This is a genomic window from Clostridium beijerinckii HUN142 (assembly GCF_000621745.1).
Taxonomy (GTDB): Bacteria; Bacillota; Clostridia; order Clostridiales; family Clostridiaceae; genus Clostridium; species Clostridium beijerinckii_A.
The window spans coordinates 68,408-82,090 of sequence record NZ_JHXK01000020.1; the positions used below are offsets into that span (position 1 = coordinate 68,408).

Consider the following 13,683-nt stretch of genomic DNA (forward strand, 5'->3'; position numbering starts at 1 on the left):
CTTATCATAGATATCTTTATATTTTACTGAACTCAAATCTTGGAAATAAAAATATCGGAATTGTATAAGTCTTGTTTGCAATTCCACCTTGCGTTACCCCTTTTAGATAAACTGCAAAATTAATTTTTCCATTAGCTAATGATTTTGTTATGGTTTTACCCGGATTCTTACCAGCCTTAACTTCTATTCCGTAAACATAACCGTTTTCCCTATCTCTGTAGACAAAATCAAGTTCTCCATCACCATAGATTCCAAACATAGGAACTGTAGATATCTTATCCAAAAGACAGTGGTAAACAAATGTTTCATTTAATAACCCGCTCGATTCTGATGCTAATAGGTTTGCTTTTTTCATAACATAATTTGCCATACCAACATCTGACAAAAAATATCTTTGTCTCTTTTTTATATTGGTAAATTCAAAATCTATAAGCTTATCACAGTCTTTAACAAATTTTGACGTGTAAAACCATTGAAGTACTCTATTACAATTTTCCTTCGTGATATTACTTGAATATTGTTTGGTTATTATTTGCTGTAATTCTTCCGTATAACTGCTTTCCTTAATGCCTTTTTTTCCTCTAGCTAGAATTTCAATTATTGCGCTTAAGCAGTCTTCAAATACTCTAGTAGTCAATATATCTCCATCAAAATATCTTGAAGATTCTTCACAAAATACTCTTAATAATTTTTCAAACAAATCATTAATATTTTTCTTGTGATTTCTTAAGTATTCGCATACTATCTCTGGATAGCCGCCAACTTCTAAGTAGTCTTTATACTTATCATAAAATAGATCATAATCCTTTTTATCGCCATCTCCATACAAATCTAGTGACTCATAAGCTTGTGTTAAATTAAGCGCATTAACAAATTCAGTAAATGATAATGGCTTTATTTCAAGAAAATCTACATCACCCATTGGAGACCAAAACTCTTTCTGCATAACAACTCTTCCTAAATAACTTCCAGTCATAATAAAATGTGCATCAAATTCTCTTGCAAATTGCCTTATCATATTATAAATTTTATAGGATTCTTGTATTTCATCTATTATAATTATGCATTCTTTACTATCCTCAAAATTGTTGGAAAATCTCTTAAACATCTCTTTTAATGTATTTGTTTTTTCCCTGTCTAGTTTTCCTGATAGACGTTCTTCTTTTATTATATTATAAATTGTAAGTAAGTCCTCTCCCGTTTCTTCCAACAGATTTATATATATTAAATGCTTATAATTTTCTCTTGCAAATTTTTTCACTAAATAAGTTTTTCCTACCTGCCTTGCACCTTCTACTAATAGTACCTTATTATTGTGGTTATTTTTCCACTCTAATAGTTTTTTGTATGCATCTCTTTTAAGATCTATTATTTGTTTTTCCACGTTTCTCACTTCCTTACAATTCAAGCTATAATCTTGTTTAGTATCTACTAAATTATATCCTAAAATTTATTTTTCAATAATAATTTTACCACTATTTAAATATACCAGCAATCATGTGTTCGCACTTTTTCATAAGTGTATAGTGTATATTGTTAACTTTTTTTATTTCTAACTTCTTAAGTTCTTAATTTTTTACTTCTTAACTTTTTTCATTCTTAAATTCCTAAATTCTTAAAAAGGTTTATTGCTAACTAAGAAAACTTGGTGACAAATATACGCATAGCTTTACCGCATTACCTATGGGTAGACATTTTAGTTCTGTGTAAAAACTTTAGCTTCTAGCTGAAGAAATTCGAGAATTCTTTAAACCGTATGGATGAAAAATGGTGTTGAAATTGCTATCATTTCTTCGAAAAATATTCCAAGTATCAAACAAATTTGTTATAATATAAATATATAATGAATAAAATGTAAACTATGGTAATTATAGTATGGAACTTTATTATTCTACTTAATAAATAAAATGTTATATTTTATTTATTTTACTTATTCATTATGTACAATTTTAAGTGAGCGAGGTGATCATAATAATAAAATCATACTACATGCCTTTAAATGACAATTGAGCACAGAGACCTAAACTATTAATGCATTTTTTATAAAACTTTAACTAACAATTATTTCAAGAATATTAGAATTTGGAGGGATAATTTATGTTCAAAAAAGCTTTAGTAATGGTTTCTATTTTAGTTTTTCTTTTTTGTCCAATATCTACACTTAGTGTTTCAGCAGCCGACTTTACAAACGGCGTAGATGTATCTGGAAATACTGCAACAATATGGTTTAAGCCACTAGCAAACACTAGTTGGGTTGATGTACATTATAAAATTAATTCAGGAGCACAACAAAATATCAGAACTACCTATAATAGCGCATCTGGAAGATATGAGCAAAATGTCACAGTATCTTCTGGAGATACTGTGAGCTATTCATTCACATATAATAACGGTACTCCTGCATATGACTCTCCTTGGTATAATTATACAGTAGGCTCTCCGTCTTCTCCTACGAAAGCGGTTACGTTCTATGAAGATATTAATTACGGAGGATCTTCTGTATCACTACAACCTAGAAATTACACCTTGTCACAATTAAATACAGCAAAAATTCCAAATGATTGGATGACATCACTTAAAGTTCCAAGCGGCTGGACAGTCGAAGTATATGAAAACGATAATTTTACAGGGACAAAGTGGACATATACTTCAGATACACCATGGATCGGTAATGATGCTAATGATAAAATGACTTCTGTTAAAATTTATTCAACTACAAATACTGGTGGTGATACTACTACTCCACCACTTAAATCCGGATTTGTTACTTTACAAGTAAAAAATAATACAAACGGACAATATTCAAATGATCAAATTTACTGGGCTATTGTAGGAAAAGACCCAGCCACTAACCAATTTGTTCATGTAGATTTAAACGGAAACCTTATTCCTATGAAAATTTCAGATAATGATGCAGCTGGTCATTTAACTAAAACTACTCCTGATGGAACATTTAACTATTCAAATTATTTCTGCAAAGCCAGTCAACAAAGCTATGCTTATATTCCCAAAATCATAGGAGCAAGAATGTACATCAGTTATGGTGAACCTTTATATATTAAAGTAAATCAAGCAGCAGATGGATTAATTGGATATGCTGGACCAAACCTTGCAAACACTTCTGATCCTAATACAGGCATTATGTTTGAATGGGCTGAGATGGCATGGACTAATGACGGATTATGGATAAATACAACAAGAGTAGACCAATTCTGTTATCCTTATAATATACAATTAGTAGGTAATAGCGGTTACAATAAAACTTATGGAGATACTGGAACACGTGCAGATTTAATGAATGCATATAAAAATTCTGTACCTGCTGAATTTAAGTCTTTAGCTCATTCTGATAGAATCTATGCCCCTGCTTCAGGGCTTGGAACTTTTACAGCATCACAAACTAATGCTCACTATTTTGATAGTTATATCAATGACGTATATAGTTATTACGCAACCCATGAATTAACCTTTACATGTGATAGAGGAACTTATAGTGGACATGTTGTAGGCAGTGATTTTGTCTTCAATAAAAATGGTGGTGCATATAATCTTTATATACATGGGAAACCAAGTACACAAGAAGTTTTATTAGGAAATGGAATCTTTGATGGTGGAAATGATGATGAAAAAGCTATCAAAGCACAGGTTTGTGCAGCCTTTAACAGACATGTTATGCTTGATCCTGCACACTGGAATAACTCAGCCTATTTCTATAAAGATGCTCCTGCAAATTACTTTGCAAAATTCTGGCATGATCATTCTTATGAAAACAAATCATATGGCTTCTGCTATGATGATGTTTTCGACTTCAGCAGCACATTGCATGTAGCTGACCCTAAGTATGCAATAATTAATGTAGGTTGGTAATAAATTAAATAAATTAGACCATAAGATTTGTAAAAAGATGCTGTATCAAAATTTAATGCAGCATCTTTTTTATTTTCTTAACTACTTTCATCAAACTAAAATACTTTATATTACATGCAAATTCAAAAAAATGAGCCAAGATAATCTTAGCTCATTTTTTTACATAAAACTACAACTCCCTTTATCTATTATTGAATTTGCCATAAAGCTGGCACAGCGCTTGGTTCCCAACCTACTAATGAAGTGTGAGCCTGAATGCATTTATAAGTACCGCCATTGTAAGTTACAATATCTCCAACTTTGTATGCATGATTTGCAACCCATGCATTGTTAGATTCAGAATCTGGTACAGTTACTGTAACTTTGTTAGAGTTAACAGAATTTGTACTATCATATAGAACCACTGTATAATCATAGCTTCCCTTAGCCTTATTAGTAATAGCATAAGAAATGCTAACTTCGCCTACACCTGAAGTTAAAGCTCCCGTAGAAGCAACTGTTGTTCCTTCATATATCTTGTAGCTTGTTGCAGTATTATTTTTTGGAACTACAGCCGTTAAAGTATATGCTCCATTATTTACTGCACTAGCAGATAATATTGCTGGTTGTAATGTGTTATCTCCTGCTTTTGGAACTGTTACAGTTACTTGATTTGAAGTAACTGTATTGCTTCCATCACTTAATTCAGCTTTGTAGCTGTATGTCCCTGGAGCTTTTGATATGGCATTATAGTTAAGCGTCTTAGCAGGTTGTCCAGCTGTTAAATTTCCTGAAGCTACTACTGTTGTTCCCTCATAAATTTTATACGAAGTTGCAGTATTATAAGCTGGAACTACTGCTGATATAGAATAGCTTCCATTAATAAGTTCTGAAGAACTTAGTACTGCTGCATTAAGTTTATTTACAGGTGGAGTTAAATTATTAAAATAACCTCTAAAATAATTAGACCAATTAAAGTTTGTATATTGATCCCAATTTATTGACCAAGTCATAAGACCTCTTAAATTAGGATATTTATTGTTAATCTTATAACTTCCAACTGTTCCACCATTGATTAATCCATCTAAAGCACTTTGTACCTCAGCATTTGAAACATATCCATTTCCAGCAGTATTACAACATGGAACACCAATAACTACTTGATCTTGTCTTAATGCTGGGAAGAAATAATTAGAATCATTATTTACATTAAAACCTGTTAAAAGCATATCTGCTAAAGAAGCATAGAATTCTCCACTTCCCATTGATTGAGCTTTACCATTAATGTCATTTATTGAACCTGAATTATAATATTGCACTTGAAGCCAGTTCAACTCATCCCTAAGTCCATAGATTACTGGTAGAAATGCTCCAGCTCTGTTATCGACATATGAATTTAATCCACCATAGTACGTATGTCCTAGTTGCACAAAGAATGCTTCAGGTGCCATAGTTAATACGAATCTACTACCATACTTAGCCTTTAATTGTTTTAAAGCACTAATTGTATTAACTATAACAGGTGTTGTTGGATTTTTAAAATCTTTGTCCCCTGCATTTAAATATAGAGAATGTCCTTCAAAATCTACATCTAATCCATCCAATCCATACTTATCAATAATAGTACTTACAGAATTAACAAAGGTATTAACAGATGTGGAACTTGTTAGTTGAACCTCACCATTTTGTCCTCCAATAGATAACAATACTTTTTTTCCTTTACTTTGAAGATATTGAACATCACTTTTAAACTCAGTCTCTGTTTCATTATATGGGGTGAACCTTATATCCCCTGAAGTAACAGAGGTTGGTTCTCCAAATGAAAGGTTAATAACATCAAAGTTTGATGAAACGTCCTTGAGTTTAATGTCTCCTGACCCATTATTAAAATTGTGCCAGTAGCCTACTAGTACATGATTGGGAATACTACTGCTTGTTACCGCTGATGCACTATTTGAATTACCTAATACCACTCCTGTAACCATAAGGCTTGCCATAGCCATGACTGAAACTATCTTTTTAAAAAATTTCTTTTTACTCAATACTTTTCTCTCCCTCACTTTAAGATTTTATTTATTTTGCCAAAAATATCAGTAAACTGGAACCCTTTTATAAAACATTTAATTTCCCTATTAATATACATATTGCAATTAGAGCATATGAAGAAGCATAATGATACATAATCTACTATAATACTAGCCATTCACAGTTAAATCTAAAAAAGATGACTCCTGTAAAGTACAGAAATCATCTTCTAGAAGCTGCATAGCCCCTTTTTATAGAGATCTATTTTAAGGTTTATGCTTTCTCTTTTATATACATTTAATCTATTAATATTTATCCATTACTATACATAACTTAAAATATTAATCTACAGTATCTTTAAATGTAACAACTTGATTTCTATAACTATCAACCTTAGCCTTTACTTGATTAGTTGTAAGTGCTGTATCCTTTTCATGGAATACCAAGTCTACATATTCTGCATTTATATTAATACCCATAAAGCAGGAACATTTGATGGTTCCCATCCTACCAATGAAGTATGAGCTTGAATGCATTTATAATTCTTACCATTATAAGAAACTATATCTCCAACTTTATATGCAGTATTAGGAGCCCAGCTTCCAGTAGTAGGATTGCTTGAAGCCTTAGTAGTGGCACTGATAGAATTACTCCAACTGCTTGTTCCATTAGCATTCTTAGCTCTAACAGCATAAGTATGTGTTGAATTTTCAGTTAAACCACTATTAACATAAGGTGCTGTTACATTACTAATAATGTTATTATCAACTTTTAAATCATAACCTGTTGCACCTGATGATGCGTTCCAAGACACATTAATAGTAGATTGATTGCTAGCAGCTGCAGACAATCCACTTGGAACGGCTGGTGCTGTAGGTTCTGGTGTTGTATTAGTTTACCCGTGCTGATATACACGAACATAATCTACAAACATTTTAGCTGGGAATGGAGTTGATCCATTAGGATTACCTGGCCAATTTCCTCCAACTGCTAGATTAAATAATATAAAGAATGGTTTATGGAATTCTTCAGTACCATTAATATTATTTGCTATATTAGCTTCTAAATATTGTGTTCCATCTACAAACCATTTTATTGATGAAGCGTTCCATTCAATTGAATATACATGATATTGAGTTACATCGATATTAGGTGAAGCAGCGCCATACTGTGCATGCGTATTGTTACCAGTGCTATCCCAATGTATAGTTCCATGGATTGCACTTTCATTATTTATATGTTCCATAATGTCTATTTCACCACATTTTGGCCAACTAACTTGAGAAATGTTTTCTCCTAACATCCAAAATGCAGGCCATACGCCTTGTCCAGCTGGTAACTTCATTCTTGCCTCTACTTTCCCATAAGTCCAGTTTTTTAATCCCTGACTTTTTAAGCGAGCAGAAGTATAATTCATCCCATTATAATTTTCTTTTCTTGCTTCTATAACAAGATTTCCATTTTCAATTCTTGCATTTTCAGATCGATTAGTATAATATTCAAGTTCATTATTACCCCAACCGTCTCCGCCAGTTTCATATTTCCAATTTGATGTATTTATACTTGTCCCATTAAATTCATCACTCCATGCAAGATTCCATCCTGTATCAGCTTTCGCTGTAACTGTTGGAATAAATGATGAAACCATAAGTGAAGAAATAACTAATGACATAATTAGTTGTTTTTTTCTATTCATAAAAATTCCCCCTATACCTCTATTTATTATTATTATTATTAGTAGTAGTAGTTTACTCCCCCCTTATTTACAGAAATATTTTATTAAACTTTGTTACCTTTTTGCTGAACTTTTTTCATATCACCTCCTAAATTAATTACTTTTAACGTACACTATATTATACGTAAAAAGATTCTATTTAAGTGGGATAAATTATAAATTAGAACAAATTATACAATAAATGTATAACCGAATGCATGAAAGATCATTATTCTTTCTGAGACACACTTGAATAAAATTGTTATTACTACAATTACCTATACATTAGATCCATTAAAAAAATCTTCTATATATTCCTTTGAATACGTAAATTCTGTTTTAAATATTAAGCTTACTACAATTATGAATTTCCTATTTCTCTCAATGGTTCTTTTATGTACCTGAACCATTGACACTAATTCCTTTAACGGAATGGATTTATTTCGAATCAATTTTCCATATAAGTAATCATTATCACATAATTCTTTTGCAATTTTTATACACATAATAATAGAGTCTCTGTGTTTGGGAATTTCTTCTCCAATATCATATATGTTTATATTAAACTCACTCAACTTTTTTTGAAAGAATTCCATTTCATCCTGTGTTTCTATATTCTCATATTGATTAAATGAATTAGATCTTAAATATTTTTCCTCAAAATTAATTTCATCTTCATTTTCAAAATAAGTAAATGGATATGCTTTTTCTTCTTTTTCACTTTTTCTATAATAATCTATAATTCTACTTCTTATTATCATGTCACAGTAAGCGAAAAAATTTTTTCCTTTATTTTCATCATAATTATCTAACGCCTCATTAAAAGCTATCATTCCTATACTAAATATATCGCTGTACCTTATATCTTCATATTTTTTTGATACTTTAGACACAGACTTACCTATAAATGGCAAATAGTCTTTTATTAATTTATCTTTTAATTTAACGTCACCGTTTCTAATTCTTTCTATGTATCCATATATTGATTTGTTATCTTTAGTATCATCATAAAATAGTTTACTATCTGACAATACTTTTCCCCCCTACATAATAAATACCTCTTTATACCAATTACCGTAACGACCAAAATATACCATTCTCATATACTTAACTTTGCTCTAATATATAGGTTTTATAAATAATAAAATAAAATTTATTACACTCCTCTCTTATAAATATTTATATTTTACAATATAAGTAATTATATTACATTTTATTACATTTGTATATATTGTTGTGGTTAAATTTTAATGTTTTACTAAAAAAAGTTAATTCTGTCCCACACAAAAATTACACATTTCTCGTATTGAATATAGTACAGTCATATATTCTATAAATTTCCTACAGTTTTACTTTTTTACAAAGTAATAGACAGTAAATATAGGCGTGAAATATTTTATTGCTTATTACGCAAGAGAAAATTCTCTATTACTGCTTTAAGGGGGTGAACAATTTATTATTAAAATTACTTTCCCAAAAATTTTAATGATTATATGAGAGGGGTTGATGTGTTTTGAAACACGTAACATTAAAAAAATTTCTTGCTTTTTTTGTAGTCTTTCTACTTACATTCACGCAAATAACACTAATGCCTAAAGCAGCAGAAAAATCTGATAAAAAAAATGTTGTAGTTTATTTTCCTAATTGGGGTACCTACAACGCAGCTCACAGCAGCATATCTGTTGATCAATTACCTTGGGACAAGGTCACTGTAATCAATCATGCATTCTTTGAAGTAGATTCAAGCTTTAAACTCAATTCTACTGATTCTTATGCAGATTTTGATAAATCTTTCCCACATTCTGAAGGTTGGGATGCAGATAAACTTAGAGGACACATGGGTGAATATAAGTATTACAAATCTCAATATCCAAATGTAAAGGTGCTTATATCAGTAGGTGGATGGACAAGGGGTGCTAATTTCCATGCAATGGCCTCAAGTTCTAGTTCTCGTGCTGTGTTCATAAACAGTGTAGTAGATTTTCTAAAAAAATATCCATTCATAGATGGAATTGATATCGACTGGGAATTCCCTGGTATTGATAGAAAAGCAGATCCAAATGATCAATTTGATAAAGGTTGCCCAGGTGGACCAGAGGACAAACAAAACTTTACTTCACTTCTTCGTGAAATACGTAAAGCTTACAATGATAATGGATTGTCTAATAAAATGCTTACAATAGCAGCACCATCTGGATATGATAAAGCACAATATACTGAACCTAACGTTTATGCTCAATACTTAGATTTTATAAACGTTATGACTTATGATATGCATGGGGCTTGGGAAACAACTACTAATCATCATGCTGCAATATATCCAAATCCTAATGATCCATCTGGAACTTCTCCTGTAGATATAAAAAATAAATATAATACTGATTCAGCAATGAGATTGTACATGGATACTTATAATATACCTGCAAGCAAACTAAATGTTGGAACACCATTCTATTCAAGAGGATGGAAAAATGTTGTGAACAATGGTGGAAGCCTACCTGGATTATTTGCTTCTGCAAATGGTGCACCAGTAGGTACATGGGATAATGCACAATCTCCAGGTGGACAAAACCCTTATTTCAAAATGAAGGAATTGGAAAAAACATCAGGTTACGTAAAATATAGAGATCCATATGCTAAAGTTCCTTATCTATATAATGCATCACAAGGAATTATGTACACATATGAAGATGAAGAATCTCTTACAGAAAGATGTGATTACGTATTAAATAACGGTTATGGCGGAATGATTGCTTAGGAGATTTCAGGTGATGACCCAAATGGATTCCCATTAACTACTTTAATGGCAAACAAACTTGCTGGTGGAAGTAATCCAACAACCCCAACGGATCCAACAAACCCAAGTAATCCTGGTACTTCTTATCCTGCGTGGGATAGTAGTAAAGTCTATGTAAATGGAGATATTGTTTCTTATAACAACAACAATTATAAAGCAAAATGGTGGACTCAAGGTGATAAACCTGGTACTTCTGATGTTTGGGAATTAATTGGAGCCGCTACACCAACTAATCCAACAACCCCAAGTAATCCAACTACGCCAACAACCCCAACTAATTCAAGTAATCCAACGGATCCAACAAACCCAAGTGATCCTAGTACTTCTTATCCTGCATGGGATAGTAGTAAAGTCTATGTAAATGGAGATATTGTTTCTTATAACAACAACAATTACAAAGCAAAATGGTGGACTCAAGGTGATAAACCTGGTGCTTCTGATGTTTGGGAATTAATTGGAGCTGCTACACCAACGAATCCAAAATACTAATTAAATAATAACATTTAAGTGGGAACGTATAATTTATATACATTTCAAAAAAATATATAAGGAGTTGATGTATTATGAAATACATGAAATTAAAAAAATTATTTGCTTTCGCTGTAGTATTTTCGTTTGCATTACCACAAATGTCAATACTAGCCAAGGCAGCAACAACAGAAGCATCCACAGTAATTGTCTCTGCATCTGTAGCTTATGCTAATTGGGATGCCAACAAAGCTTATGTAAGTGGAGATACTGTTAATTATGAAGGTAAAAATTATAAAGCTAAATGGTGGACACAAGGTGATAAGCCCGGTTCAGCTGATGTTTGGGAATTGATTGGAACAGCACCATCTAACCCTAGTAATAATACTTATGCTGCTTGGGACAGTAGTAAAGCTTATGTATCTGGTGATATTGTTTCTTATCAGAACAGTAATTACAAAGCTAAATGGTGGACTCAAGGTGATAAGCCTGGTTCAGCTGATGTTTGGGAATTGATTGGAGCAGGACCTACAACCCCAACAAATCCAACAAACCCTACAAACCCTACAAACCCTACAAACCCTACAAACCCCTCAGTATCAAAGCCTGCTGAAGCTCCAAATGATATATGGGGATATGCACTTAATGCTGATAAGAAATTTGGTAAAAATGGAGACTTTGCTTTATTAATATGTGCTGTTATTAAAAAAGAATGTAATTATGGAGCAGGTTTAGGTGGTAGTCCATCTTCTGGAGACGGATTAATGCAAGTAGAACCAAACACTAGAAATGCTTATTCGAGTGAGTTCCAATCAACATATGGACATGCCTACAATCATAGTAATCTTCAAGACCAAGTATATATGGGATCAATGATTATAAATGATAACATTAAGCAATTTGGTAATATATACAATGGTCTATTACATTACAATGGAGGACCAAACTGGTATCCAGGAGCTACAGATTCATATGGCCGTCCAATTCTAGCAGATCAATATGCAAATGCAGTGTATGCGACATATAAAAGCTATGGTGGAAAAAACTAGTAAGCAAAGTAAATGGACAAGTCCATTAGAATCAAAAGTATTTTAGAATTATATATAACAACTGAGCACAGAAAATACAGTTAACTTATAAATTCAAAGAAACACCCTCTTCGAAAAAAAAGGGTGTTTCTTTAAATTTATGAGCTAAATGGTGGACAATTTGCAAATGTTACAATACCAAGTAGTGTAACAAAAATGAGTAATGCTATCTTTCTTAATTGCTTAAATTTAGCAAAAAGAGCAAAGTAGAAAATTTAATTCCTACACTGCCTTATATATCGCATTTAAATTATTATTTTTTTAAATGAGCTCCATTTGTAGCAATAACTTCTTTATACCAATAAAAGCTCTTTTTCTTATATCTTTCTAGAGTTCCACTTCCATCATCATGCCTATCTACATAGATGAATCCGTATCTCTTTTTAAGTTCAGCTGTTGATGCACTTACTAAATCTATACATCCCCATGTAGTATATCCCATAACTTCAACACCATCTTCAATTGCTTCTCCTACTTGAACTAAGTGATCATTTAAGTAATTTATTCTATAATCATCATTTACAGTTTTATTTCCATTTTCATCAGTTATTAATTCATCAACAGCACCTAAACCATTTTCAACTATAAACAATGGTTTCTGATATCTATCATAGAATAAGTTAAGCATGTATCTTAATCCTTCTGGATCTATTTGCCAACCCCAATCTGAAGCCTTTAAATATGGATTTGGTACTCCTCCAATGAGATTTCCTTTTCCTTTAACATTTTTTTCAGGATCTGCACTTGCACATGAGCTCATATAATAACTAAACGAAACAAAATCTACTGTATTCTTTAGTATTTCTTTATCACCAGGTTCCATCTTTATTTCTATATTGTTTTCCTTAAAAAATCTATTCATATATCTTGGATATTCTCCTCTTACATGAACATCTCCAAAGAAAAGATTCTCCCTATCTGCTTCCATTGCTTTAAGTACATCACTTGGTTTTGGTGTTAATGGATAGTTTGGTACTCCAAGAATCATACAACCAATTTTGAATTTTGGATTTATTTCATGACCAATTTTTACTGCAAGTGCACTTGCTACTAGTTCATGATGCATAGCCTGATATAAATCCTGCTTGTTTAATTGTTCTTTTGGTGTCCATATTCCAGCACTCATATAAGGGAAATGAGTTGCAGAATTTATTTCATTGAAAGTCAGCCAATATTTTACTTTATCTTTATATCTGTTAAATATTGTTCTTACATAGTTTTCGAAAAATCCTATTAGATTTCTATTTACCCAGCCATCATAATTCTTAGCTAGTGCAAGTGGCGTCTCATAGTGGGAAATTGTAACTAGTGGCTCTATTCCATACTTAGCTAACTCATCAAATACATTATCGTAAAATTGTAATCCCTTTTCATTTGGCTCTTTATCATCACCATTTGGAAATATTCTTGACCAAGCAATAGATAATCTAAAAACTTTGAATCCCATTTCTGCAAATAGCTTAATATCTTCTTTATATCTATGATAAAAATCAATTCCTATAAGTTTCATATTATCTTCTGTTGGTTCATCTGTTAAAGCTCCCATCACACCTTTAGGTGCTATATCCTGAGTAGATAATCCTTTTCCGTCTTCGTTATATGCACCTTCAAATTGGTTAGCTGCTGTAGCTCCGCCCCATAAAAATCCTTCTGGAAATTTAATTGACATAACTTTACCTCCTATGTTTTATAATTTATAATATTTATATTTTCCTACAAAATGTTTATATACTCTGTGTTGAATA

11 protein-coding genes and 1 pseudogene are annotated in these 13,683 nt (G+C 31.6%); 5 read left to right on the forward strand and 7 right to left on the reverse strand.

Going from position 1 to position 13,683, the window contains the following annotated elements; all coding sequences use genetic code 11:
• Window positions 1-16 precede the first annotated feature (16 nt).
• On the reverse strand, window positions 17-1,384 hold the full coding sequence (locus tag T483_RS0110800) for an ATP-binding protein (protein ID WP_026886859.1): 1,368 nt from the start codon (window positions 1,382-1,384) through the stop codon (window positions 17-19).
• 713 nt (window positions 1,385-2,097) lie between these two features.
• On the opposite strand from T483_RS0110800, the gene T483_RS0110805 reads away from it, so the two are divergent.
• Window positions 2,098-3,867: a beta-1,3-glucanase family protein gene (locus T483_RS0110805; protein ID WP_026886860.1), complete on the forward strand. Its 1,770-nt coding sequence runs from the start codon at window positions 2,098-2,100 to the stop codon at window positions 3,865-3,867.
• Window positions 3,868-4,055: 188 nt separating this feature from the next.
• Here the strand turns inward: T483_RS0110805 and T483_RS31880 are convergent, their stop codons facing one another.
• The gene (locus T483_RS31880) at window positions 4,056-5,888 is read right to left on the reverse strand and encodes a carbohydrate-binding protein (protein WP_051560350.1); all 1,833 of its coding nucleotides are present in this window, start codon (window positions 5,886-5,888) and stop codon (window positions 4,056-4,058) included.
• 134 nt (window positions 5,889-6,022) lie between these two features.
• On the opposite strand from T483_RS31880, the pseudogene T483_RS30995 reads away from it, so the two are divergent.
• A pseudogene (locus T483_RS30995) lies at window positions 6,023-6,115 on the forward strand (IS3 family transposase); the annotation flags it as partial.
• A 97-nt stretch (window positions 6,116-6,212) separates the two neighbouring features.
• Here the strand turns inward: T483_RS30995 and T483_RS31000 are convergent.
• From T483_RS31000 to sigI, 4 genes are all read right to left on the reverse strand, one after another.
• Entirely contained in the window at window positions 6,213-6,350 is a 138-nt protein-coding gene (locus T483_RS31000; protein WP_155268472.1) for a hypothetical protein, read from the reverse strand.
• A complete protein-coding gene (locus tag T483_RS31885) occupies window positions 6,335-6,721 on the reverse strand; it encodes a carbohydrate-binding protein (protein ID WP_207641432.1) in 387 nt (128 codons plus the stop codon). The genes T483_RS31000 and T483_RS31885 overlap by 16 nt, the downstream gene beginning before the upstream one ends.
• Window positions 6,722-6,766: 45 nt before the next feature.
• Window positions 6,767-7,567, reverse strand: coding sequence for a glycoside hydrolase family 16 protein (locus tag T483_RS31890; RefSeq protein ID WP_207641433.1), 801 nt, complete (start codon window positions 7,565-7,567; stop codon window positions 6,767-6,769).
• Window positions 7,568-7,863: 296 nt separating this feature from the next.
• Window positions 7,864-8,616 carry an RNA polymerase sigma-I factor gene (gene sigI / locus T483_RS0110825; RefSeq protein ID WP_026886862.1) on the reverse strand — a complete coding sequence of 251 codons (753 nt, stop codon included), beginning with the start codon at window positions 8,614-8,616 and terminating at the stop codon, window positions 7,864-7,866.
• 482 nt (window positions 8,617-9,098) lie between these two features.
• Between sigI and T483_RS29000 the strand changes: the two genes are divergently transcribed.
• The 3 genes from T483_RS29000 to T483_RS32440 all read left to right on the forward strand — a co-directional run bounded on the left by T483_RS29000 (window position 9,099) and on the right by T483_RS32440 (window position 11,899).
• Window positions 9,099-10,343: a glycoside hydrolase family 18 protein gene (locus tag T483_RS29000; protein WP_242841836.1), complete on the forward strand. Its 1,245-nt coding sequence runs from the start codon at window positions 9,099-9,101 to the stop codon at window positions 10,341-10,343.
• Between the two features lie 45 nt (window positions 10,344-10,388).
• Window positions 10,389-10,871: a carbohydrate-binding protein gene (locus T483_RS32125; RefSeq protein ID WP_242841837.1), complete on the forward strand. Its 483-nt coding sequence runs from the start codon at window positions 10,389-10,391 to the stop codon at window positions 10,869-10,871.
• A 74-nt stretch (window positions 10,872-10,945) separates the two neighbouring features.
• Window positions 10,946-11,899 carry a carbohydrate-binding protein gene (locus T483_RS32440; RefSeq protein WP_026886863.1) on the forward strand — a complete coding sequence of 318 codons (954 nt, stop codon included), beginning with the start codon at window positions 10,946-10,948 and terminating at the stop codon, window positions 11,897-11,899.
• Between the two features lie 292 nt (window positions 11,900-12,191).
• Here T483_RS32440 and T483_RS0110840 read toward each other — a convergent pair whose 3' ends face one another.
• Window positions 12,192-13,607, reverse strand: a complete 1,416-nt coding sequence (locus T483_RS0110840; protein WP_026886864.1) for a glycoside hydrolase family 1 protein — start codon at window positions 13,605-13,607, stop codon at window positions 12,192-12,194.
• Between the last annotated feature and the right edge of the window lie 76 nt (window positions 13,608-13,683).